Raw genomic sequence first — 25,447 nt, 5'->3', positions numbered from 1 at the left:
ACTGAGAAAAAAGAAGCAGCCTAGTCTCTAAGTCAAGGCTGTAGAAGCCCATTGATCGACACGGAGTGGCGTCGATGAGTAGTTCACCTTAAGTTTCACTCTGTATTTAAACCCTAAAATATACGCCATATAGCTAACGCTATTGCACGCTTTTTAATTTTACTGGCTAGCGAAGTAGAGCCTAAGTTAGTTTATTGCACAAAAAATCCGAGCTGCAGCTCGGCTTTTGAAATTCATAATATGTTTTGTCCTGAAATAAACTAAGTTTATTCGCGGATCTGACCGTCGCCATTAACTAAATACTTTTCAGTAGTTAGTGACTCAAGGCCCATAGGTCCGTAGGCATGTAGCTTAGACGTTGCAATACCAATCTCGGCACCTAAGCCCAGTTGTGAACCGTCTGAAAAACGCGATGAAGCGTTAACAGTTACTACCGAAGCATCAACACTACGTTGGAATAACTCTGCCGTAGCAGCGTTTTTAGTACAAATTACTTCTGTATGGTGCGAACCAAATTGCGCTATGTGCTCTACAGCTGCCGCAAAACTTGGAACCACGCGAATGGCTATTTCTAAATCTAAATACTCTTCACCAAATTCATCGTCGCCCAGTACTGTTGCATTGTCAAAATACGTAGCTGCTTGGCTATCGGCATTAATTTTAACGCCTTCTTGACGTAACACTACCGCACACAAGTTTAAAAACTCATCGGCAATATCTTGATGTACAACTAAGCCTTCTAAAGCATTACACACGCCGGTGCGTTGCGTTTTACCATTAAGCAGTAGGTTAATTGCCACTTCAAGGTCGGCGTCTTTATCAACATATAAATGACATACACCTTTAAAGTGTTGGATCACTGGAATTGTGCTGTTTTCGGTTACAAAGTTTATTAACCCTTCACCACCACGCGGTATAATTAAATCAATGCTGTCACGTTGCTGCATTAATTCCATTAATAAGCCACGATCGGGGTCAGGAATTACCGAAATAAGTGCCTCTGGTAAATTATGCTTTGCTAGCACGCTGTGCATTACGCTAGCAATTGCTTGTGAGCTTTTTAGTGCTTCTTTACCGCCGCGTAAAATAACGCTATTACCCGATTTAAAACACAATGCACCCGCATCTGCGGTTACATTTGGGCGCGCTTCGTAAATCATACAAACTACGCCTAGTGGTACGCGCATTTTACGAATTTTAATGCCATTTGGACGCTCGGTAATATCGCGTAGCTGACCAACCGGATCATCTAAGCTTACTATCACTTCGATGCCTTCAGCCATTGCTTCAACACGTTCATCGTTAAGCGTTAAACGGTCAACCATTGCTGCTGCTAAGTTATTGTCGCGTGCCGCGGCTAAATCGCTTTCGTTTTCTTTAATAATAAATGCTTTTTCTGCACGTAGTGCTGCAGCCATGTCCAATAGCACTTTATTTTTTGTCTCGGTATCGAGTAACGCTAACTGATGAGCAGCTTTTGCTGCCTGGCGTGAAATATCCGTAATTAAACTCATGACTTCTCCAATAATGCGATATGTTTTTCAGATATAACAGGTCCAATTGAGTCCTGCATTTTTTCGCTGAATTCACTCTGTTCGTTGTCAGCAATAAAGCTCAACAAACAGCTACTATAATTTGCGGTTGCTTTGGCTAAACGCGTACCATCTTCACTGCGTACTAAAATAGTGTCACCAATTGCGAACTCGCCATGCACGGCCATTATTTCATCGCCACGAATACAGCCTGTTTCGCCTTCGAGTGACTTATCAAACGAGCCATCTACAACAACTTCACCCTGCTCATTTGCAGTGTGCGTCATCCAATGTACAGAATCTTGCATTGGTTTTTCGTATGGTAAGAAAATAGTCCCAGGGTTTTCACCTGCAAGTAAACGCGTAAATGTCTCTTCTTTAAAGCCGTTAATAATATAAGTTGAAATCCCATGTGAGGTTGCTTTTTCAGCCGCTTCAATTTTGGTTTTCATACCGCCTGTACCAACTGCGCTAGTTGCACATCCTGCCATAGCATAAATAGAGTCATCAATTGATTTTATTTCAGGCAGTAAAATAGCATCGTCATGCAAGTTAGGGTTTTTATCATATAACCCATCCACATCTGAAAATATAAGCAGTGCGTCTGCATCAGCTGCTGCTGCAACCATAGCAGATAAGTTATCGTTATCACCTACTTTTAGATCATCGGTTGTTACTGCATCATTTTCATTAATAATAGGTAACACGCCGTGCTCAAGTAAAGTAAATACAGTTTCGCGAATACTTTGATAGCGTTCATGATCACGTAAGTCACCGTGGGTTAATAATAATTGAGCTGATGGAAAGTCAAAAAACCTATCCCACATTGCTATCATTTCTGTTTGACCTGCGGCAGCCATTGCTTTTTTCATCACGACTGAACGTGCTGTATCTGATGGGAACAAATGTGCCCCCGCAGCAACTGAGCCTGACGAAACTAAAATAACTTCAATACCACGAGCACGACAGCGAACAATAAACTGTGCAATGGTTAATATGTAACGTGAACGGCAGCCATCTTGATCCGGTGCAATTAAAGCACTACCTACTTTAAGTACTATACGTCGCCAATTTAACTTATTCATAAATGTTCAACTTTCCATTTTATTTGCGCTCATACAATGTGATGAGCTAAAACTAGTTAGCTAGGTTTAAAACATAGCTTCGAATTTGGTTTATCATTTAAAAACACTTTTTTACACACGCAAAGCGACTCTATCTAAAACTGTTGTTATAGATTTAAGCGCAAGTACTAAATAGCAACAACTCAACGGTGTTGAATAGTACTAACAAAAAATTTAAAAAGTGTTGTTTATGTATCGCTGTAAAAGCTGTGTGTGGCTTTTTTATTAACAACATACATAGAGCCTCTTAAGTCAGATACACCAACAGATAGGGTGATGACTTAAGGACCGAGATTTAACCGCCACGATGGGGGCTAAATATTGAAAGGTAATAATTCAACTCAAACCTTTATTTATTTAAATAGTTAAATAAACTTGTTTAGCAAAATCATACCAAAGAGTTCGGTAAATGATATTTATACTGCTCAAACCCTTAAATCACTACAAAACAGTATTATACCGCTTTAATGTGACTCTAATATTAATAAGTTATTATTTTAAAATAACCACTTAATTAGACAACTAATTGTTTGAACACGAAGCATAATACGCTAAAACTGCAGGTAAAATCAAGGTTAAAATTCAAACTAAGTAAAATGCAGCTTGTTTTTCGAACTGTTTTTATATTAATTATCAAAAAGTTAAATCCTTTTTGTAGGGTATTTATTAAAATTACTGATAAAATAACAGACTTTAAAACCCGTAATATCTGATAAACAGCTAAAATTCTATTAGCAAAATTTAACTTATCCGTGTATACCCCTGTATTATAATTAACATAAGTTATACTTTTATCTATCATATTCACAAGGAATTCTTATTCTATGTCAGCAATTTATATAGCCGGTATCGCACTTTGCTCCGTGCTTGCCCAGTGGGTCGCATGGGCGTTTAGAGTCCCTGCTATTCTGTTTTTATTGCTTACAGGACTATTATTAGGGCCATTTACTGGCGTACTAGATCCTGACGCGCTTTTAGGCGATTTACTCTTTCCTGTTGTGTCACTCAGCGTTGCTATTATTTTATTTGAAGGCTCTCTCACCCTGCACTTCAGAGAATTAAAAGGCATCAGTAAAGTAGTCAGAAACCTGTGCTCTATTGGTATGCTCACTACGTGTATAATTATTAGCTTTAGTGCCTATTGGCTATTAGAGCTTAACTGGCGGGTAGCTGCTGTGCTCGGCGCTGTACTTGTTGTAACGGGTCCTACTGTTATTGCCCCTTTGCTAAACTCTATGCGACCAACTCAAGACATCGACCGAATACTACGCTGGGAAGGCATTGTTATAGACCCTATTGGTGCTCTTTTTGCCGTATTAGTTTTCGAAGCCGTGATGTTAGTTGGCGAAGGTCAAATATTTAGCCATACCATTATCGCGCTAGTTAAAACCTTAGGTGTAGGCTTAACAATTGGTGTTGTTGCAGGTTGGCTTACTACACAACTTATGCGCCGAGAGTGGCTACCATTTGAGTTGCATAAGTTTGGCATTTTAGCCCTAGTGCTTATAAGTTTTTCAGTGTCTAATCACTTAAGCCATGAATCAGGTTTATTAGCGGTGACTGTATTTGGTATTTGGCTTGCAAACCAAGATGATTTAGAAATTGATTCGGTGCTTGAGTTTAAAGAAGATCTATCGATGATTTTAATCTCAACACTGTTTATTTTACTTGCAGCAAGGTTAGAACTCTCTGATTTAATGATGCTAGATAGTGACGTTTTTATATTTTTAGCTATCGTGCTATTTATAGCTCGCCCTGTGTGTATTGCAATATCGACTTTTGGTACTGACCTACCAATGAAGTCACGCTTAGTACTCGCTTGGATTGCGCCACGCGGTATTGTTGCCGCAGCTGTTGGTTCTGTATTTGCGCTGAGCATGATGGAAGCTGGTGTTGCTGATGCAGAAAAAATGGTACCGCTCATATTTACCGTTATTATTATTACCGTGGTGCTGCAAAGCCTAACTGCCATCCCTTTAGCTAAACTGCTTGGTGTACGTCAACCATCACCAAGTACCATTTTAATTATTGGTGCAAACCATGTATCGCGTGCTATTGCGCGTGGCTTAAAAGATCAAAATATTCCTGTGCATTTATCTGACCCTGCATGGGAAAACTGTAAAATGGCCCGTATGGATGGCTTGCCTTGCTACTACGGTAATCCACAATCTGAACATGCTGAGCGTTACTTGCCTTTAACCACTATTCGTAGTGTGTTGGCACTGTCACCAAATCGCCATCACAATGCGCTAGGTGTACAGTATTTTTCTCACTTACTTAATGATAAAAATGTGTTTTCACTACGTTCATCTTCATCGCATGCTAAAGCGAATAAAGACAGTGCTACTTTCTTATCGCGCCAAATTTTATTTGGTGAAAATGGCTCTTATGCACGCTTAAGCAGTGTGATAGCGAAAGGCGGTAAAGTAAGTGCTACCCGTATTTCTGATGAGTTTAGCTGGGAGCAATATCAAGAAATGAACCCAGAAGCAATTCCACTGTTTATTCTCAAAGGGGATAAAGATGGCGATGACGATGCGCCAGTTAAACTTAGACCCTTTACCAGTGATATGGAAAAACCACCGCAAGAAGGTGAGCGCATTGTTGCTTTGCAACCGGCTAAAATATCACTACTAAAAGATTCACAAGCAAAAGCTAAAGAAGAAAGTTAACACTTTTATTAGTTTTTAATAAAAAGGCCTAACTCGCAAGAGTTAGGCCTTTTTAGTGTATTTTTGGTATATCAATATGCTTACATAGGTAGGCGAGCACGAGCCACAACGCTGGCTGGCATTTTTTCGGCTAACTGAGCTAATAAATGCGCAATTTTTTTATGTGTATTGGCATCTGCAACCTTGGCATTAAATAACCAACGATACATATCTTCAAAGTCGCGTGGACTGCCGTAGCCTTGGTTAAATAACTTAACTAAGCGAAACTGCGCTTTTAAATTTCCCTGCGATGACGCTTCACGCAAATAAGTGATTGCCATTGCTTTATCTTGTTGTACCAAACGCCCAATGTCGTAGTAACGCCCTAACTGCTCTAAAGCCGCTGCTAAGCCCTGCTCAGCCGCTTTTTGCATATAGTACACACCTAACTCTACATCGCGATCAACACATACGTTATAGGCTAGCATATCGCCATATAAAAACTGATACGATGGTAATGCCATTTTATTGGCTCGCGCTTCTATATCTTGTACTAACTGGCAATCATCTGCCTTAACCCGGGCTAAATGGGTGTTTTTATTAATTAGCGAAATTAACTCAGTCTCAGTATACAGTGGCACTGCTGCTGCCGTTTCTTCTGCTAAGCTATTGCTGCTCATCAATAAAGAGAGTGTCATTAATGGTAATAACAAAACTGAATGACTAAAAAGTAACTGCATCTTTATCACTTATAAAAATAAACCTATTAAATACTATACAAAGATCGTTCCAAAATTAATATTTAACCTGAACTCTAGTTAAGAGGTTTACTAACGTATTGAATCATAGTTATATTTAATTTTATTTTCTCTAGCCAGAGGTTTTCAGTGAAAACAAGGCGAATTTATGCGTCAATAGCTGGCCTATTGCAAGTAAATTCAACGCAGTTAGCGCTGAAAATAGCTGCTTGAGATAAGTTTATTATCCGGATCTCAGGTTATTTATACTCTATTGTTATTTTTAGACATAAAAAAAGCTGCATTAAGCAGCTTTTTTCAAGTCTAGTTGATATTACGCAAACGGATTGCGAAGTATCATAGTTTCTACACGATCAGGACCAGTAGAAATAATATCAACAGGAACACCAGTGAGCTCTTCAATACGCTTAACGTAATCAATCGCTGCTTTTGGTAAACCATCAAGGCTAGTTACACCAACAGTATTTTCTGACCAACCAGGCATTTCTTCGTATATTGGCGTTACTTTTTCGTAACCTTCAGCTGCTAATGGCGTTACGTTAGTAACTGTGCCATCTTCAAGCTTATAACCAGTACAGATTTTAAGTGTTTCTAAGCCATCTAAAACATCAAGCTTAGTTAAACAAAAACCAGAAATACTATTGATTTGCACTGCACGACGCATTGCTACGGCATCTAACCAACCAGTACGACGAAGTCGACCAGTGGTTGCGCCAAACTCATGGCCTTTATCGCCTAAATGCTTACCAACTGGGTCTTGCTTATCAAGGCCGTCGTAAAGCTCTGTAGGGAAAGGACCTGAACCAACACGTGTTGTATATGCTTTAATAATACCAAGCACATAATCAAGGTGTAGTGGGCCAAAACCAGCACCAGTAGCAACGCCACCAGCTGTAGTGTTAGAAGACGTTACATAAGGGTAAGTACCATGATCGATATCAAGTAATGTACCTTGTGCACCTTCAAACAAAATGTTGTCGCCAGCTAAACGCGTTTGATCTAAAAGCTCAGTAACATCAACAATCATCGCTTTTAAAATATCAGCAACAGCCATTGCGTCATCAAAGGTTTTCTGAAAATCAACAGCATCTACTTTATAGTAATTAACTAAAGTAAAGTTATGGTATTCAAGAACTTCTTCTAGTTTTGCGGCGAATAGTTCAGGATTAAATAAATCCCCTACGCGCAAACCACGACGTGCCACTTTATCTTCGTACGCAGGACCGATACCACGGCCAGTTGTACCAATTGGCTTATCACCACGTGCAGTTTCACGGGCTACATCTAATGCAACATGGAAAGGCAAAATTAATGGACATGCAGCACTGATTAAAAGACGCTCGCGTACAGGTACGCCACGTGCTTCTAACATGCCAATCTCTCTCATTAGCGCTTCTGGTGATAAAACAACACCATTACCAATCACACATTTAACATTGTCACGTAATACACCCGATGGAATAAGGTGCAGAACCGTCTTTTCACCGTCGATCACTAAGGTATGGCCAGCATTGTGCCCACCTTGATAACGAACTACTAAAGATGCTTTATCTGTAAGGAGGTCAACTACCTTACCCTTACCTTCGTCACCCCATTGGGTGCCTAATACAACAACGTTTTTACCCATTGTAACTTCACTTAAAAAAATTAGGACAAGATTTTACCAGAAAACAAAGCCAAAGTTCACCCCGTTTAGCTTATATTTTCCGCTCGTATATTTATATGTATAAATATTAACTAATAACCACATAGATAACAGTGGTTTAATGCATTAAATCTGTTTCAATAAAAAGCCCCACTAACGCGAGGCTTTTAAGATTTAAATATATTGGTTAGCTTTATTGTGCTGTAGCACCTTTCATATATTTAAAGAAGTCGCTATCTGGTGAAAGAACCATTACGTCTTGCTTGTTTTTAAAGGTTTGTTTATACGCCTCTAACGAACGAACAAAACTAAAAAACTCAGGATCTTTATTATACGCATTAGCATAAATAGCTGCTGCATCTGCATCACCTTGACCACGTACTGAACGTGAATTACGCTCAGCATCAGCAAGCATTACCGTTACACGACGATCAACGCCAGCACGAATGGTTTCGGCTTTTTCTTGACCCTCTGAACGATGCTCTTTAGCAACCGCAGTACGCTCAGCACGCATACGTTGATAAATCGAGCTGCTTACTTCTTGTGGTAAGTTTATTTGCTTAACACGCACGTCAAGTACTTCAATACCTAGCTCGCGGGCACTTTCAGAAGCTTGTACTAACGCCTCTTCCATTAATTCGCTACGCTCACCCGACACTATTTCACGAATAGTACGCGTACCAAAGTTAGTACGTAGACCGTTATTTACTTTTTGTTCTAGCAGCGTTTCAGCATATTGCTTGTCGCCACGAGCACGCAAGTAAAAAGCACTAAAGTCGTTAACACGCCATTTTACAAACGAGTCAACAATTAAGTCTTTTTTCTCGCTCGTTACAAAGCGGTCTGGTGTACCATCAAGCGTTTGAATACGTGCATCAATGCGACGTACTTGGCTAAAAAATGGTATTTTAAATTGTAAGCCTGGGCTGTACACTATGGCTTGATCATCACTGTCTTTTTGTACTTTACTGAATAACAAAACAATTGCTTTTTGCCCTTCAGGTACAACAAAAACTGACGAGAAAGACATTACAATGGCAGCTAATAGTATGACTAAACTAAAGTTTTTCATTATTGTTATCTCCCATCATTAAAACGATCGTTGTTAAAGCGGTCACTACCACTATTAACAGAGCTGTTGCGTGACGTATTTACTTTGTTACGTAAATCTTGAATATCACTTGAGCTAGGAAGTGCAACACGGGTTGCTGTGCCTTGCTTTTCCATAATTTTATCAAGTGGTAAGTACATCATGTTGTTGCCACCTTTTACATCAACAAGTACTTTAGAGCTATTGCCTAATACTTCTTGCATTGCATCAATGTATAAACGTTCACGAGTTACTGTTTTAGCCGCTTGATATTCTGGTAATAGCTTTTCAAAACGAGCAACTTCACCTTGTGCCTCAAGTGTAATACGCTCTTGATAACCTTCGGCTTCTTGAGTCATACGTGTAACTTGACCACGAGCACGAGGTTCAATTTCACGCGCATATGCTTCAGCTTCACGGATAAAGCGCTCTTCATCTTCTTGTGCAGCAATTGCATCATCAAACGCATCTTTAACTTCAGCCGGTGGACGAGAATCTTTAAAGTTCACGTCAGTCACAATTAAACCTAAGTTATAAGGTTCAATAACCTTGTTCAGCTCATCCCATGTATTTTGGCGCACAACCTCACGGCCGTTTGTTAGTACTTGGTCCATTTTTGCATGGCCAACTACATAACGTAGTGCACTTTCTAGTGCTTCTTCTAAGCTACTATCAGCATTAGTTACACTAAATTTATACAAGTATGGGTCAATAACACGATATTGAACTTGAAACTCAACGCTTACTACGTTTTCGTCTTCAGTTAACATAAAACCAGACGTTGATAATGAACGAACAGCTTCAATATCTACTGGTATTATGGTTTCAATAAAGGTCATTTTCCAACGCAGACCAGGATCAGCAATACGATCATACTTACCAAATTGAAGAACCACACCACGCTCGGCTTCTTTCACGGTATAAATACCACTGAGTGCCCATACAATTACAGCAATTATAAGTATAAATGAAATACCGGCTCCGCCAAGTCCACCGCCGCTACCATTGCCCGGTTTTTTGCCGCCAAATAAGCCACTAAACTTGTTACTGAATTTACGCAGCACCTCGTCTAAATCAGGTGGGCCTTGATCTCGTCCGCCTTTGTTATTCCACGGATCTTTATCATTGCCATTATTACCCGGTTCATTCCAGGCCATAGCTATACTCCATTGTTATCTAAATAAATAAGGAAATTGAGTTAAATCTAACAAATCTACTGCGTTTCTTATACAAAAACCGACATTAATTACATCAATTTTTAATCACAGACGATAAAACCAGCAATTTCAGGACCAAATTCTTTAATTAAACGATTCCACTCAACTATAGGTAACCTAACATCTAACAGCCAGTTACCTTGTTCATCAAAGCGCTCGTCGCTTACCGCACTTAAACTAAATAACGACGATCTTAACCGTCCATATTGTGGTGCGAGCAATAATGTTTCGCTAAGCATTTGTTTAGCAAGTAATTCGCTAATAGCTTCGCTAAGTAACTCGCAACCTTCGCCGGTTTGAGCAGAAAGCCATACCCTTATAGGTTGGCCTTCATCATCGCGATCAATACGCGCAGTAATATCATCCAGCGCATCAATTTTGTTATAAACCAATAATTGCGGTACTTCATCAGCTTCAATTTCTTTGAGTACTGATTGTACTTGTTCAATATTTTCTTTTAGTCGTGCATCTGCCACATCAATAACATGCAGCTGTAAGTCGGCTTCTCGCGTTTCTGTTAGCGTCGCTTTAAATGCCGCCACTAAGTCATGCGGCAAATGGCGAATAAAGCCAACAGTATCGGCTAAAATAACCGGACCAACATCGCCTAACTCAAGTTTTCGTAACGTTGGGTCAAGCGTCGCAAACAATTGATCTGCAGCATAAACATCTGAGTTTGTAATACGATTAAATAATGTTGATTTACCCGCGTTAGTATACCCTACTAACGATACAGTTGGTATTTCGTTACGGCTACGAGCTCGTCTACCTTGCTCGCGCTGTACAGCAACTTTATCTAGGCGTGCACGAATATTTTGCAGGCGGGCGCGCAATAAGCGTCTATCGGTTTCGAGCTGTGTTTCACCTGGCCCACGTAAACCCACGCCCCCTTTTTGACGCTCTAAATGCGTCCAACCACGAATTAGTCGCGTGGACATATGACGCAATTGCGCCAGTTCAACTTGCAACTTACCTTCGTGGGTACGTGCACGTTGCGCAAATATATCAAGAATAAGGGTGGTTCTATCAAGCACACGACATTGCAAAATGCGTTCTAAGTTACGCTCTTGGGACGGTCTGAGTTGATGATTAAAAATAACGACATCGGCATTGTGGATTTTAACAGTCTCAGCTATTTCTTCTGCTTTACCAGTTCCGACAAATAGTTTCGGATGTGGTGCTTGACGGCTGCCTTGCACAACCGCCAAACTACTAACACCAGCAGAAGATACCAACAATTCTAATTCGTGAAGATCTTCACGATCCCCCTCTTTAGGAAAGTCAATATGAACTAAAACTGCCTGTTCGCCAGATTTATAGCGGTCAAACAAGCATCACGCTCCTAATTTAAATGTTTCCAGCTTCAGGTTCTTCAGTGTCGTCATTTTCTTGAACACCTTGGAAATTAACTGCACGAGCAGGAACAACTGTTGAAATTGCATGTTTATATACCATTTGATTTACGGTGTTTTCTAGTAAAATAACAAATTGATCAAATGACTGAATTTTACCTTGTAATTTTATGCCATTAACCAAAAAGATTGATACTGGGATGCGCTCACGGCGTAGTGCATTCAAAAATGGGTCTTGTAACGATTGGCCTTTTGCCATGTTATTATTCCTTCGTTCTAGGTGTTATTATAATTAAGTGGCTGAACTTATTTAACAAAGCTAAATTTTATTCAACTACTACTAGCTTAGCGAACTTACTACACGATGCAAGTTTTCTTCATCACCCGTTGTTAACCATGTAACATCAGGCCAGCTTCTTAACCAAGTTAATTGGCGTTTAGCCAATTGACGTGTAGCCGCAATGCCGCGAAATACCATTTCATCATGGTCAATTTCACCCGCAAGGTAATCCCACATTTGTCTATAACCTACACAACGAATAGAAGGCATATTGGGGTGTAAATCCTTACGTAGATATAGGGTCGAAACTTCATTTTCAAACCCCTGTTCGAGCATTATTTTAAACCTTTTTTCAATTCGCTGATGTAATTCACTGCGCTGCGTTGGCGCAATAGCAAATTGATGAAAAGTATAAGGTAAAACCGGCTGTTTTTGCTTTTGCAGCTCGGTCATGGTTTTACCTGTTAATTTATATACCTCTAAAGCACGATTAATTCTTTGTGAATCGTTTTCACTCATTTTTTGCGCTGCTTGCGGGTCTATTTTTACCAGTTCTTGATACAAATGTGGCCAGCCATATTGCGCTGCTTGCGCTTCAAGTTCGGCTCTTATTTCCACGTTAGCTTCTGGCAGTGGTGATAAACCATCAATCAGAGCCTTGAAGTACAACATGGTGCCGCCAACTAATACCGGCACCTTACCTTGCTGATGAAATTCATCTATTTTTATTATCGCATCACGTCTAAAATCAGCAACTGAATAAGTTTCACTTGGGTCAAGTAAATCAATTAAGTGATGCGGAGCACGTGCTAACTCTGATGCATCGGGTTTAGCCGTGCCAATATCCATACCCTTATATACTAACGCTGAATCAACACTAATTATTTCGGTATTTAAATGCTCACACAATGAAATTGCCAACGCCGTTTTACCCGCTGCAGTTGGACCCATTAAAAATATGACTGGTAAATTACTCAACACGAATACCTTAATCTAATTGCGTTAAATAGTGCTCTATATCTATTTTAACTGCTTTTACACGCAAACGTTCAATTGTTTGCGGATTATTTTGCATGCGGGCTTGCTGCGCTAAAAAGATATTGCTGGAATAAAAACGCGCTGGTGTGTGCTGCATCTGCCACGCCAACCAGCTTTCTATGTTTTCAAGTGGTGCTTTACACGCTTCCAGCAGACTTTCAACCGCGCTAGTAACGTCTAATAAATATAAGCACGCGGGAAGTTTTTTAACCATCACAAACTGTTTTTCAATAATTAGCTCAAAACCTAATAGCGTAAACCAAGACTGTTGCGCTGCTATTAGCTCACAGTCTTGCTTGGATAAATTAACCCGTACTGGCAACAACAGCGCTTTGCCCTCTAAGCTGCCCTGCTCTTTTATTTGCTCATGCCAATCATCAACTAATGCATATTTAAAATGTGAGCAATACAATTGCTGCTCGCTGCTAAACACACACACGCCTTCGTTGATGCTGATAATAGCAACCGTTTTTAAAGCAACTGCCTGCTCCACTGCGTGTGACTGGTTAACCCTAACAGATACGTGAGCACCTTGGTCAAAATGCGCGGCATGCTGCTCACTCACGCCCTGATAAAAAGCATTAATATCATGATGATTAGTACTAGGTGCAGCTCTGTAGGCGCCGCCACTCCCTCCCGCACTACGCGAACCTAGCGATGCGCCGCCAGAACTGACACTATGAGATGGTTGCAATTGCGATTTAGGATAATCAAATACCTCACCCGACTCAAAATTCCCAGTGGGAGAACGCGCAGTGTCTGTCTGACTAAATACCGTATCGGCTAGGTTACTTAAAGGCTCATTAGTAAACTCACCTTGCAGTGGCACAACAACTTGTTTAATTGCTTGTAGTATAAAGTCGTGTACTAAACGCCCTTGATGAAAACGTACTTCGTGTTTTGCCGGATGAACATTTACATCGACTTGACGAGGATCAATATCAATATAAATAACAAAACCGGGTAACTCTTGGGCACCACTTACTTCTTCAAATGCTTGGCGAATAGCGTGCAGTATAAGCTTGTCGCGCATCATGCGATTGTTTACATAGGTATACTGCACGGTGTTAGCAGAACCAACCGGCAATACCCAGCCATGGAGCTGCAAGCCCCCCTCGCCCGATTGAATATGCAAGCCTTGCTCAGCAAATGCTTTACCCGCCACTTGCGCTACACGGGCAATTGCTTGGCTAGGATCAGTTTTAGCACGGTACTGCCTGACTACTTTTTCATTATGAGTAAGGGTAATAGATACATCAAATCGACTCAGCGCAATGCGCTTTATAAGCTCATCAATATGGCTAAACTCTGTTTTTTCGGTACGTAAAAATTTGCGCCGTGCTGGCGTATTAAAAAATAAATCTTTTACTTCTATGGTGGTGCCATCTGGGTGCGCTACTGGTTTTACTTGCACAGCCATATCGCGGCCTTGTGCAAATGCTTGCCAAGCGGCTTCTTGATGTTTAGTTTTTGAGCTTAGCGTTAAGCGCGAAACGGAACTAATTGACGCCAATGCTTCACCTCTAAATCCTAGTGAGCAAATATTTTCTAAATCATCGAGGGATTTCAATTTACTGGTTGCATGGCGAGAAAGCGCCAATGTAAGCTCGTCTTGAGCAATACCCGCACCATTGTCACGAATACGAATTAGTTTGTGCCCACCTCGCTCAATATCTATTTGAATGCGTGTAGCACCAGCATCTAGGCTGTTTTCTACTAATTCTTTTACCACCGACGCGGGGCGCTCGACCACTTCACCTGCAGCAATTTGGTTCGCTAAACGTGCGGGTAGTATTTCAATACTCATTCAACTTCCTAACAAACATGGCTCTAATGATAAGCAATTAACTTTGCGGTATATCGAGTTCTTGGCCAATAAATAAGGTATTAGAGCTTAATTTATTCGCCTGCTTTAACTTGTTTATAGTTATGCCGTAGCGACTCGCTAACATGCTTAACGACTCCCCCGGGCGAACTTTATGCTTGGTTGGATATTGCGACTTTAACTTGGCAAATAAAGAATCGTCAGGTGGATTTTTTAAGTAATAATTTTTAATTGAAGTAAATATAGCTTTGGCTAAACGCTCTTGGTGATTAGCACTTTTTAGCAATTTTTCTTCACGGGGATTAGAAATAAACCCTGTTTCGATTAAAATAGAAGGAATGTCTGGTGACTTTAATACTGCGAGACTCGCATGTTGAGGATCTTTTTTATGTAACTTTGCCACCTTACGCAGCTCTTTTACTACTTCATCAGCAACGCTCAAACCGGTTTTCATCGAATGATCCATCGACATATCAAGCAGTGCTTGCGCTAAGTACTTTTCATTGGCGGCATCTTTTATTACATCTGCCGCGCCACCTAAAAGCTCAGAGTGTTTTTCTTTATCTTCAATCCATTTACCTATTTCTGAGTTAGCACGGCGCAGTGATAACACCCACACTGAGGCACCATTTGGACCTGGGCTCGTAAATGCATCAGCATGAATAGAGACAAAAAAATCAGCTTTTTTCTCACGAGCGCGATTGGTGCGGGTATTGAGCTTTACAAAGTAATCGCCGCTGCGCACCATACGCGAAATCATCCCGCGCTCAGAGTCAATCATCCTCTCTAAGCGTTTAGCTATTTGTAATGTAATCGTTTTTTCATAGGTACCCGATGGGCCAATTGAGCCAGGGTCTTCGCCACCGTGACCAGCGTCAATCGCAATAACAATATCGCGCTCTTGGCTTAATTGACGGTTTTTAGCCGCTGTTTGCGCTGGTGATACTGCTGTGGATGATTCACTTTTATCATATAGATCAACAACCAACCTGTTTTTATAGGGGCCCGTTGGTGCTAATGCAAAAACCACAGGCTTTACCGGGGCACTCAATTCAAATACAAAGCGCACGCTGTGTTTATTTTTTGGTTTAGAATAACGAAGCTTACTAACAATTTGATGCTCAGACGGAATACCGGGTAACACTTTAAGCTCCCGTGTTTGCTCTAAATCAACCACTAAACGGCTAGGATTTTTAAGCATAAAATAACTAAAGTCAGGCTTTTCAGTTAAATCAAATACCACCCGAGTGCTATCGGGAGATGGCCAAACGCGCACACTATTAATGGTATTTTGTGCCCATAGCGACGAACTCGTAGTGATAGCTACAAGATAAATAAAGAGTTTAATTACACCGCGACTCATGTTGATAGTGACTGCCTTAACTATTTTATTATTTGTTATATAACCAATATTATTACTCTGAGGTTAAGTTATTTAGTTTTTCAATAATTACGCTACCACGCTCACTGGCACTATTAATAACGATATTTCGCTCATCGCCTACATAGCTTAAGGTAATATTTAAATCTGGCACAGGAATAAACTCTCCGCCTTTTTCTGGCCATTCAACCACACAAATTGCTTGCGCTGAAAAGTAATCGCGTATTCCCATATATTCAAGTTCTTCTGGATCGCCTAAACGATACAAATCAAAGTGGTAAACATTAGCGCGCTCCAGCTCATATGGCTCTACTAAGGTATACGTTGGACTTTTAACCTTACCTGTATGGCCAAAACCTTGCACTATGCCACGTGTAAAGGTGGTTTTACCCGCGCCTAAATCGCCATGTAAATAAATTACCGCACCTTGCTCTATAATAGCCGCAATTCGATTGCCCATTGTTACCGTGGCAATATCATCACTCAAGTGAGACTTAAAACTACGTGACATTATTACCTTTACCTCAAAAATTTATTAAAGCGCATATTTGTTAATCATACCAGATTATTTATTTAAGGTGATACAGCCAATTTTTAAAGATAAAAAAACCGGCTAAGCGCCGGTTTCTATTAACGAGGAATTATAGTCCCAATTTTTTCTCAAGATAGTGGATATTAGTCCCACCATTTTGGAAGTTTTCGTCTGCAAGAATTCTTTTATGCAGCGGAGTATTGGTTTTAATACCGTCGATTACTAATTCATTTAGTGCGTTACGTGCACGAGCAATTGCTACGTCACGGTTTTCACCGTAAGTAATTAGCTTACCAATCATTGAATCGTAATGTGGTGGAACCGTGTAGTCAGCATAAATATGGCTGTCCCAACGAATACCTAAACCACCCGCAGGATGAAAACGTGTAATTTTACCCGGTGACGGAATAAAGGTTTCTGGGTCTTCTGCGTTAATACGACATTCAATTGCATGGCCGCGAATAACAACATCGTCTTGAGTGAACGACAATGGCTGACCAGCAGCAATTTTTAGCTGTTCTTTAACTAAATCAATACCTGTAACCATTTCAGTAATTGTATGCTCAACCTGAATACGGGTATTCATTTCGATAAAATAAAACTCGCCGTTTTCGTATAAAAACTCAAACGTACCAGCTCCACGATAACCAATTTCAATACAGGCACGCGTACAGCGCTCACCAATAAACTTACGTGTTTCTGCTGTAATTCCTGGAGCGGGTGCTTCTTCAACTACTTTTTGGTGACGACGCTGCATAGAACAATCACGTTCACCTAAATGCACAGCATTACCTTGGCCATCAGCTAAAATTTGTACTTCGATATGACGTGGGTTTTCAAGGTATTTCTCCATGTAAACCATACCATTACCAAAGAACTGCTTCGCTTCTTGCTGGGTTAATGCAATTGAATCAATCAGTTCAGCTTCGCTGCGCACAACACGCATACCACGACCACCACCGCCACCAGCGGCTTTAATGATTACCGGATAACCAATGCGCTTAGCAATTTGCATATTGCGCTCTTTGTCATCTGATACTGGACCATCTGAGCCTGGTACACACGGAACACCGGCTTTACGCATTGCTGCGATTGCAGAGACTTTATCGCCCATAAGACGAATTGTATCGCCAGTAGGACCAATAAATACAAAACCACTTTGCTCAACTTGATCGGCAAAATCAGCATTTTCTGCAAGAAAACCATAACCAGGATGAATCGCTACAGCGTCAGTTATTTCAGCCGCGGCAATAATACGCGGAATATCTAAATAACTTTCTGTTGCTGCTGGTTTACCAATACAGATGGTTTCATCTGCAAGCAATACATGCTTAAGATCGCGATCCGCCGTTGAATGCACAGCAACCGTTTTGATCCCAAGCTCTTTGCAGGCGCGCAATATACGAAGTGCAATTTCACCTCGGTTTGCAATGACTACTTTATCTAACATTAGAGTTGGCCTTTTAGGTTGCGCTATTATTCAATGATGAATAAAGGTTGATCAAATTCTATTGGCTCGCCATTTTCAGCTAAAATAGCTTTTACTGTACCAGCTTTGTCTGACTCAATTTGGTTCATCATTTTCATTGCTTCGATGATACATAATGTATCGCCAACTTTAACTTGAGAACCAACTTCTACGTATGCTGGCGCTTCTGGTGAAGCTGCAGCGTAGAATGAGCCAACCATAGGTGATTTAACTTGATGACCTGTAGAGGCTGCTGGAGCAGCGGCTTCAACTGCTGCAGGAGCTGCAGCAACTGGAGCGGCAACTGGTGCTGGTGCATATTGCTGTGGCGCAAACTGAGCATAGCCTGGGCCTGCACTCATGTTATTACGATTTATACGTACTGACTCTTCACCTTCAGTGATTTCTAGCTCAGCAATACCTGACTCTTCTACTAATTCAATAAGTTTTTTGATCTTGCGAATATCCATAAACGGCCCGCCTATTAGTTTGTGTGTTTAAAATTAATTTGAGTTTTGCAATTGGTTTACTGCAGCTTCAAGCGCTGCGTGATAACCCATTGCACCTAATCCACATATTACGCCTTGCGCCACATCAGAAAAATACGAATGATGGCGAAACGCTTCACGTGCGTGCACGTTGCTTAAATGCACTTCAAAAAACGGAATATCAACACTTAACAATGCATCACGTAATGCGACGCTCGTATGCGTAAATGCAGCAGGATTAATAATTATGTAATCAATCGCTTGCCAAGTATCGTGAATACGCTCTATCAGTGCTTGCTCACTATTACTTTGGAAGTGCGTTAACTCAACATTTAAACTATCAGCGGCACATGTTAGTTCGCTCATAATTTCGCTTAGCGTACGTGAACCGTATTTATCTGGCTCACGTTTACCTAGCATATTTAAATTTGGGCCATTTATAACTAAAAGCTTGAATTTTGCAGCCATAATACGCGATATATCCTATAAGTAATGAGTTAAGCAGTCGTTAGCTAATTTTTTACAAAAATGTGAGTATAAAAAATAAGATAACAACAATTTCTCACGTTAACCAACTATTATAGTGATTTCGACGTAAATAACAGCAAAATACTGGTCTTATCTCTGTATTGGGTACAAGTGTTGAGGCAGTAGTAATAGCCCCACCTTTAAATTATGGGGGGCTATTATATTGCTACTTTACGCTGGCGCGTACTGTAGATAGGTGCTGAGCAAAATCTTCAGCATTCAAAAAGCCGGTAACACGCTGTGCACTTAGCTCCTCTCCTTGGGTATTAAAAAACAAAATACTCGGTAAACCAAACACCGTATATTCTTCCATTAGTTCGATTGTTTTGTTATCGCTGTCGGTTAAATCGACTTGAATAAGCTCAAAGTGACTAAACTCATTTTGCACTTTTGCATCGGGAAAGGTGTAATGCTCAAATTCTTTACACGCAATACACCAATCAGCATATAAGTCGACCATAACCAGTCGGCCTTGCTCATTAGCGTGAGCAACGGCTGCTTTTAACTCAGTTAAATTGGCTACTTGCTTAAACTCATTACTTTGCGCACTTACTTGCATTGTTTGCATGTGTACTGGCCAAAAATAATTTTTAGTTAAGTTAAAGCCACTAACAACGAGTAACGTTGCAGCAAACCACAGTGCTGTTTTTAATTTTCCTTGTGTTTGGCTACTTTGCCAGTGATGCAAGTAAAGCGCGGTTGCCAAGGCCAATACTCCCGCCATTAATAAAATAACATCGGCATCTAAAAGGCGCTCAAGTAATATAAGTGGCACAACTAGCATAATAAAGCCAAATAGGGTTTTAACTTGTTCCATCCAGCCACCGGCTTTAGGCAATAGTTTTCCGCCCGATGTACCGAGTAACAATAATGGCAGTCCCATCCCTAAACTCAGTACATAAAGCGTTAATCCCCCCACTAAATAGTCGCCACTTTGTGCTACAAACAATAGCGCCGCTGACAAAGGTGCGGTGGTGCAAGGCGAGGCAATCAAGCCCGATAATACGCCCATTAAAAACACACCAACGTAGTTGCCACCTTTTTGGTTATTACTTACTTGGGTTAACTTGTTCATCATGCCACTTGGTAGCTTTATTTCGTACCAACCAAACATCGACATTGCTAATAATACAAACAATAAACTAAAGCTAATAAGTACATAAGGGTGCTGCAAATAACCTTGAACTTGCCCGCCAAGTGCGGCCACAACCAAACCTAATGCCGCGTAGGTCACTGCCATACCTTGAATATATACAAATGATAACGCGAAGGCTTTTTTAGTTGAGAGATTTTTTTGCCCAGCAATTAAGCTCGACAAAATTGGAAACATTGGAAATACACACGGTGTAAAAGCCAGGCCAACACCAACAACAAAAAATATCAGTAAATTAGTAATTAGCCCTTGGCTTGCTAACTGCTCGGTAAAGGTCAGATCTTTTTTAGGCGCATTGCTTGTCGGCGCATTAGCCTGACTTAATGCTGTAAATGCGTTTGCAGAGGTTGCACTGTGCGTAGCATCATCAGCATTTTGCAGCTGTTCACCGGCAATTTTGTTTAGCGGAATACTAATAACTTCAGGTGGGTAACATAACCCAGCTTCAGCACAACCTTGGTAACGCACTTTTACTACTGCTCCCTCAGTTACATTACTGAGCTTACTAACAATACTAAGTGCATTAAAAAAAACTTCTGTTTTACCAAAGAACTCATCTTCGATAACTTCTCCATTACCTAAGTCGCCTACTTCTATATTCGCGCCTTTGGCAATAATCTCTATTTTATTTTTATATAAGTAGTATTCAGGTGCAATATCCCAGCCTATAAATAAAGTATTATCTTGCTGATCAAAATCAAATACAAATGCTTGGTCTACTTGTAAAAAGGTTTGTTGTGGAGGTGCAAGTAAATCACCAAGTATATTATTAGCCTTAGCTGGAGCCGCTAATAATGCAACCAGTAACAAAAAGAAAAAACGCATTAATTAAGTACCTCATCCATCCAATTAAAATAAGCTAGGTTACCCGTTGCCACATCAACAACCTGGATCTCTGGCACTTCGTAGCTGTGTAATGCTTTAATAGTTAAAAATACATCGTTCATTTTATCTAACTTTGTTTTGATCAATAGTTTAGCTTCGGTTGCCTCAACTACTTCACCTTCCCATATATAAATAGAAGCTACCTTTGGTAGAATATTCACACATGCAGCCAGTTTTCTCTCAACTAATGCTTTTGCCAGCTCTCTTGCTTCATTTTCATCTTTGCAGGTAGTAAAAATAAGTTTAAATTGCGCCGCCATAATGAACCTTTATGTGTTTAATAATGTCTGTAAGCATAGTATCTGATAGCGTATGTAATGTGTAGGTGCTATAACTGCAAAAAAATAGTAATAGCGCTTACTGTATCCTTGAAATTAGACCGCTCCACCCTCACTTATATTTCATCAACTCTTTTGAGTTTCATTATTTAGAGAGCTTTATGTTTAGATTTTTATTTGTGTTGTTTATCATTATTCCTATTATTGAAATCGCCTTACTTATACAAGTAAGTGAGGTAATAGGTGGTTTTTCGACAATTGCGCTAGTAATTATTACCGCGATTTTAGGCGCAAAAATGGTAAAACAACAAGGTATGAGCGCGCTACAAAAAGCACAAACTCAAATGGCCGAAGGGCAAATGCCTGCGAAAGAATTATTTACTGGTATATGCGTTATTATAGCTGGCGTATTATTGTTAACGCCTGGCATTATGACCGACGTTTTTGGGCTACTATTATTAACGCCAGTAATTCGCAACAAACTGGCAGCCGGCCTTGCTAGTCAAGCTACTGTACGTATGAGTGCAGGTATGCAACAAGGTGGTTCACCATTTACCCAGCACAGTCAAACTGAGGCAGATCCTCATCAAGTGAACAAACCGACCATCATAGATGGTGAGTTTGAACGAAAAGATTAATTTTTTTAATTTTACGCTTGGATTTTGGCGTAACACCCCCATTATTGAATGCAACCAATATAAGCTTTTTTCTGCCCTTCGCAGAAACTGTTAGGAGAACTAAATAAATGAATATTCGTCCTTTACATGATCGCGTGATCGTTAAGCGTCTAGAAGAAGAAACAAAATCTGCTGGCGGTATTGTATTAACTGGCTCTGCAGCTGAAAAATCAACCCGCGGAGAAGTTGTTGCCGTTGGTAATGGTCGCATTTTAGAAAGCGGTGATGTTAGAGCATTAGAAGTTAAAGCCGGTGACACTGTGTTATTTGGCTCATATGTTGAGAAAGTTGAAAAGATCGAAGGTCAAGAGTACCTGATCATGCGTGAAGATAATATTTTAGGCATTGTAGGCTAAACCTACTTTTCGTTTATAAACATTTAAGAATTTAGAGGAATTTAAAACATGGCAGCAAAAGAAGTACTTTTTGCAGGTGACGCACGCGCTAAAATGCTAACTGGCGTAAACATCCTGGCAAACGCAGTAAAAGTTACATTAGGTCCTAAAGGCCGTAACGTTGTACTAGATAAATCATTTGGCTCTCCAGTTATCACTAAAGATGGTGTATCTGTAGCAAAAGAAATCGAACTTGAAGACAAGTTTGAAAACATGGGCGCACAAATGGTTAAAGAAGTTGCATCTAAAGCTAACGATGCAGCCGGCGATGGTACAACTACCGCTACAGTACTTGCACAGTCTATTGTAAACGAAGGCCTTAAAGCTGTTGCAGCAGGCATGAACCCAATGGACCTTAAGCGCGGCATCGACAAAGCAGTAATTGCTGCTGTTGCAGAGCTTAAAGCGTTATCTGTTCCATGCTCTGACACTAAAGCAATTGCACAAGTAGGTACTATTTCAGCTAACTCTGATAAAGAGATTGGCGACATCATTGCACAAGCAATGGAAAAAGTAGGCCGTAACAGTGGTGTTATTACTGTAGAAGAAGGTCAATCACTGGAAAACGAACTCGATGTTGTTGAAGGCATGCAGTTTGACCGTGGTTACCTATCTCCTTACTTTATTAACAGCCCAGAAAAAGGTACTGTTGAACTAGATAACCCATTTATTCTACTTGTAGATAAAAAAATATCTAACATTCGCGAATTATTACCAACATTAGAAGCAGTTGCTAAAGCAAGCAAGCCACTACTAATCATCGCAGAAGACCTTGAAGGCGAAGCATTAGCTACATTAGTAGTTAATAACATGCGCGGTATTGTTAAAGTATCAGCAGTGAAAGCTCCTGGTTTTGGCGACCGTCGTAAAGCAATGCTACAAGATATCGCTGTATTAACTGGCGGTACTGTGATTTCAGAAGAAATCGGCCTTGAGCTTGAAAAAGCAACAGTTGAAGACCTAGGTACAGCTAAGCGCGTAATTATCACTAAAGATGATACAACTATCATTGATGGTGCTGGCGAAGAAGCAGGTATTAACGGCCGTGTTTCACAAATTAAAGCACAAATCGAAGAAGCAACATCAGACTACGATAAAGAAAAACTACAAGAGCGCATGGCTAAACTAGCTGGCGGTGTTGCAGTAATCAAAGTTGGTGCTGCTACTGAAATGGAAATGAAAGAGAAAAAAGACCGCGTTGAAGATGCATTAAATGCAACTCGTGCAGCGGTTGAAGAAGGCGTAGTACCTGGTGGCGGCGTTGCACTAGTTCGTGCAGCAAGTAAGCTGGTTGATTTAGTTGGCGACAACGAAGATCAAAACCACGGTATTAAAGTTGCACTTCGTGCAATGGAAGCGCCACTTCGTCAAATCGTAACAAACGCAGGTGACGAAGCTTCAGTTGTAATTAACGCAGTTAAAGCAGGTTCAGGTAACTTTGGTTACAATGCTGCTACTGGCGAATACAATGACATGATTGAAATGGGTATCCTAGATCCAACTAAAGTAACACGCTCTGCACTACAATTTGCAGGGTCTATTGCGGGTCTAATGATCACTACCGAAGCTATGGTAGCTGAAATCCCTAAAGATGATAGCGCTCCTGATATGGGTGGCATGGGCGGCATGGGTGGAATGGGCGGTATGATGTAAACCCCACCTAAACCTCCCGGTTAAAAAAACCCAGCCTCGGCTGGGTTTTTAATGTTATAGAAAAAATAAAAAACTAACTATACTCTTAGTCACTTAAGTACTATTGCTTAAGATAGTTGATTATTGAGTTGCAAATAAAAATTACTTCAACGTATTCTAGTGCAATTAAGCTTATGCCGAATCATACTCAGAGTAAGTTTTATTTACATAAACATTATTAAGGATATTGAGTTGAATAAAAGACCTGAAATAATCATCTCATCATTAGATGCAGATAGACTATATGATTTAATCGAATCATTGCCAGCAAACAGTTTTGCGGGTGAAAAAGAACTGGAAGCAGAATTAGGGCGAGCAACTATAGTTGATCCTAAAGACGTTCCAGCAACAATAGTTACCATGAATTCGACCGTAAATTTTGTTGTAGAATCTTCAAAAGAAGAATTTAATTTAACTCTTGTCTACCCGAAAGATCTTGACGCTAGCGGCCAAAAAATATCAATTTTAGCCCCTATAGGAGGCGCTTTACTTGGGCTATCACAAGGAGATGAAATTGAATGGCCTAAGCCTGGTGGAGGTTTAATAAAAGTAAAAATAAAAGAAGTAACCTACCAACCTGAAAGAGTCGGCGAACTACATAGATAATTTAACGAAGCTAATAAGTAGCTCCTAGCGCATTAAATTAATTAAAAACCCAGCTCATGTTGGGTTTTTAGTTTGCGCTATCATTTTAGCTCAAATCATTTCACAATATCACTTCCATAAATTTACTAACTGTTAAGCGTGATAATAACCGGGAGTTAATTCCAGCAACCCATTAAATATTCTAATTTATAATTAGTGCAGGCCACTAAACTCGATAAATTGCTTGTCGTAGGTAAAACTGAGGCAATTATAGCTCCCACCTCACTAAGGATATAATACGCCAACACTTGCTAATTACCACAGATGCTATGCCATCCGGACAGTGGCCATTGCTAGTCACCCATATGGAAATATATTGATAGATATGTAAAACCTGCCAATGATACTCTTACCTCCATATTTGCCATAGCTTAATCCAGTTGAGCAAGTATGAGCATGGATAAATATACTCACTTAATAAATAGCATTTGCTATCGATGCACTACGCAGTAGAAAAGCAGCAATCTAGCTATTTTTGATGCTCTTTATCGTCGGGTGTCGCTACGCTCGCCCAACCTACGCGGGAGACTTGTGTACATTATTCACCCACATTTCACTTTTCTGCAGACGTAAAAAAGCCCGAATCGTTAAATTCGGGCTTTCTACAATTTGGGGTCGGCGCGCTACTTCGTAGCGACAACGCAGTAGAATGTCGTAAGTGCCCACAGCGGTGGAAAATCACAGTGCAAATGCACCACATTCATTGGCTAGTGGTGATGTTTTTATGATTTGAGTATCGGGTATCGCTACGCTCGCCCGACCTACGCGGGAGACTTGTGTACATTACTCACCCACACTTCACTTTTCTGCAGA

22 protein-coding genes are annotated in these 25,447 nt (G+C 40.4%); 5 read left to right on the top strand and 17 right to left on the bottom strand.

Annotation, left to right across the window (positions count from 1 at the left end):
- Nucleotides 1–266 precede the first annotated feature (266 nt).
- A complete protein-coding gene (locus I6F41_RS17275; RefSeq protein ID WP_086994847.1) occupies nucleotides 267–1,514 on the bottom strand; it encodes a glutamate-5-semialdehyde dehydrogenase in 1,248 nt (415 codons plus the stop codon).
- Nucleotides 1,511–2,617: a glutamate 5-kinase gene (proB, locus tag I6F41_RS17270; protein ID WP_011326992.1), complete on the bottom strand. Its 1,107-nt coding sequence runs from the start codon at nucleotides 2,615–2,617 to the stop codon at nucleotides 1,511–1,513. The genes I6F41_RS17275 and proB overlap by 4 nt, the downstream gene beginning before the upstream one ends.
- 863 nt (nucleotides 2,618–3,480) lie before the next feature.
- Here proB and I6F41_RS17265 point away from each other — a divergent pair.
- Complete coding sequence (locus tag I6F41_RS17265; protein WP_058372400.1) at nucleotides 3,481–5,328, top strand: cation:proton antiporter; 1,848 nt, start codon at nucleotides 3,481–3,483, stop codon at nucleotides 5,326–5,328.
- A gap of 80 nt (nucleotides 5,329–5,408) precedes the next feature.
- Here I6F41_RS17265 and I6F41_RS17260 read toward each other — a convergent pair whose 3' ends face one another.
- From I6F41_RS17260 to cutA, 15 genes are all read right to left on the bottom strand, one after another.
- Nucleotides 5,409–6,047: a tetratricopeptide repeat protein gene (locus tag I6F41_RS17260; protein ID WP_193038830.1), complete on the bottom strand. Its 639-nt coding sequence runs from the start codon at nucleotides 6,045–6,047 to the stop codon at nucleotides 5,409–5,411.
- 331 nt (nucleotides 6,048–6,378) lie between these two features.
- Nucleotides 6,379–7,692 (bottom strand): adenylosuccinate synthase, encoded by a 1,314-nt coding sequence (locus I6F41_RS17255; RefSeq protein WP_011326988.1) that lies wholly within the window; start codon nucleotides 7,690–7,692, stop codon nucleotides 6,379–6,381.
- 211 nt (nucleotides 7,693–7,903) lie between these two features.
- The gene (gene hflC, locus I6F41_RS17250; protein WP_197108862.1) at nucleotides 7,904–8,782 is read right to left on the bottom strand and encodes a protease modulator HflC; all 879 of its coding nucleotides are present in this window, start codon (nucleotides 8,780–8,782) and stop codon (nucleotides 7,904–7,906) included.
- Nucleotides 8,783–8,787: 5 nt separating this feature from the next.
- Entirely contained in the window at nucleotides 8,788–9,957 is a 1,170-nt protein-coding gene (hflK, locus tag I6F41_RS17245; protein WP_011326986.1) for an FtsH protease activity modulator HflK, read from the bottom strand.
- Between the two features lie 101 nt (nucleotides 9,958–10,058).
- The gene (gene hflX, locus I6F41_RS17240; protein ID WP_179807602.1) at nucleotides 10,059–11,348 is read right to left on the bottom strand and encodes a ribosome rescue GTPase HflX; all 1,290 of its coding nucleotides are present in this window, start codon (nucleotides 11,346–11,348) and stop codon (nucleotides 10,059–10,061) included.
- Between the two features lie 16 nt (nucleotides 11,349–11,364).
- Nucleotides 11,365–11,628, bottom strand: a complete 264-nt coding sequence (gene hfq / locus I6F41_RS17235) for an RNA chaperone Hfq (RefSeq protein WP_011326984.1) — start codon at nucleotides 11,626–11,628, stop codon at nucleotides 11,365–11,367.
- Between the two features lie 81 nt (nucleotides 11,629–11,709).
- Complete coding sequence (gene miaA, locus I6F41_RS17230) at nucleotides 11,710–12,627, bottom strand: tRNA (adenosine(37)-N6)-dimethylallyltransferase MiaA (protein WP_041454320.1); 918 nt, start codon at nucleotides 12,625–12,627, stop codon at nucleotides 11,710–11,712.
- A 10-nt stretch (nucleotides 12,628–12,637) separates the two neighbouring features.
- Nucleotides 12,638–14,494, bottom strand: a complete 1,857-nt coding sequence (gene mutL / locus I6F41_RS17225; RefSeq protein ID WP_197108861.1) for a DNA mismatch repair endonuclease MutL — start codon at nucleotides 14,492–14,494, stop codon at nucleotides 12,638–12,640.
- A gap of 37 nt (nucleotides 14,495–14,531) precedes the next feature.
- Nucleotides 14,532–15,875, bottom strand: a complete 1,344-nt coding sequence (locus I6F41_RS17220; protein WP_197108860.1) for an N-acetylmuramoyl-L-alanine amidase — start codon at nucleotides 15,873–15,875, stop codon at nucleotides 14,532–14,534.
- Nucleotides 15,876–15,927: 52 nt separating this feature from the next.
- Nucleotides 15,928–16,404 (bottom strand): tRNA (adenosine(37)-N6)-threonylcarbamoyltransferase complex ATPase subunit type 1 TsaE, encoded by a 477-nt coding sequence (gene tsaE / locus I6F41_RS17215; protein ID WP_011326980.1) that lies wholly within the window; start codon nucleotides 16,402–16,404, stop codon nucleotides 15,928–15,930.
- A 130-nt stretch (nucleotides 16,405–16,534) separates the two neighbouring features.
- The gene (gene accC, locus I6F41_RS17210; RefSeq protein ID WP_011326979.1) at nucleotides 16,535–17,875 is read right to left on the bottom strand and encodes an acetyl-CoA carboxylase biotin carboxylase subunit; all 1,341 of its coding nucleotides are present in this window, start codon (nucleotides 17,873–17,875) and stop codon (nucleotides 16,535–16,537) included.
- A gap of 26 nt (nucleotides 17,876–17,901) precedes the next feature.
- Nucleotides 17,902–18,363, bottom strand: a complete 462-nt coding sequence (gene accB / locus I6F41_RS17205) for an acetyl-CoA carboxylase biotin carboxyl carrier protein (RefSeq protein WP_197108859.1) — start codon at nucleotides 18,361–18,363, stop codon at nucleotides 17,902–17,904.
- 33 nt (nucleotides 18,364–18,396) lie between these two features.
- Entirely contained in the window at nucleotides 18,397–18,849 is a 453-nt protein-coding gene (gene aroQ / locus I6F41_RS17200) for a type II 3-dehydroquinate dehydratase (protein ID WP_011326977.1), read from the bottom strand.
- Nucleotides 18,850–19,075: 226 nt separating this feature from the next.
- On the bottom strand, nucleotides 19,076–20,887 hold the full coding sequence (locus I6F41_RS17195) for a protein-disulfide reductase DsbD (RefSeq protein WP_011326976.1): 1,812 nt from the start codon (nucleotides 20,885–20,887) through the stop codon (nucleotides 19,076–19,078).
- Entirely contained in the window at nucleotides 20,887–21,207 is a 321-nt protein-coding gene (gene cutA, locus I6F41_RS17190) for a divalent-cation tolerance protein CutA (protein WP_011326975.1), read from the bottom strand. Before cutA ends, I6F41_RS17195 begins: the two co-directional genes overlap by 1 nt.
- A gap of 179 nt (nucleotides 21,208–21,386) precedes the next feature.
- Here cutA and I6F41_RS17185 point away from each other — a divergent pair, with 179 nt between their 5' ends.
- The 4 genes from I6F41_RS17185 to rnk all read left to right on the top strand — a co-directional run bounded on the left by I6F41_RS17185 (nucleotide 21,387) and on the right by rnk (nucleotide 24,595).
- Nucleotides 21,387–21,863: an FxsA family protein gene (locus tag I6F41_RS17185; protein ID WP_011326974.1), complete on the top strand. Its 477-nt coding sequence runs from the start codon at nucleotides 21,387–21,389 to the stop codon at nucleotides 21,861–21,863.
- A 107-nt stretch (nucleotides 21,864–21,970) separates the two neighbouring features.
- Complete coding sequence (locus I6F41_RS17180; protein ID WP_011326973.1) at nucleotides 21,971–22,258, top strand: co-chaperone GroES; 288 nt, start codon at nucleotides 21,971–21,973, stop codon at nucleotides 22,256–22,258.
- 48 nt (nucleotides 22,259–22,306) lie between these two features.
- Complete coding sequence (gene groL / locus I6F41_RS17175) at nucleotides 22,307–23,950, top strand: chaperonin GroEL (RefSeq protein WP_011326972.1); 1,644 nt, start codon at nucleotides 22,307–22,309, stop codon at nucleotides 23,948–23,950.
- A gap of 231 nt (nucleotides 23,951–24,181) precedes the next feature.
- Nucleotides 24,182–24,595, top strand: a complete 414-nt coding sequence (rnk, locus tag I6F41_RS17170; RefSeq protein ID WP_041454318.1) for a nucleoside diphosphate kinase regulator — start codon at nucleotides 24,182–24,184, stop codon at nucleotides 24,593–24,595.
- The last annotated feature ends 852 nt before the right edge of the window (nucleotides 24,596–25,447 follow it).

Origin of the sequence: Pseudoalteromonas sp. SCQQ13 (genome assembly GCF_015864415.1) — a bacterium.
Classification (GTDB): domain Bacteria; phylum Pseudomonadota; class Gammaproteobacteria; order Enterobacterales; family Alteromonadaceae; genus Pseudoalteromonas; species Pseudoalteromonas nigrifaciens.
Note: the sequence above shows the minus strand (reverse complement) of the source record. Positions and strands in the feature narration are given on the sequence as shown.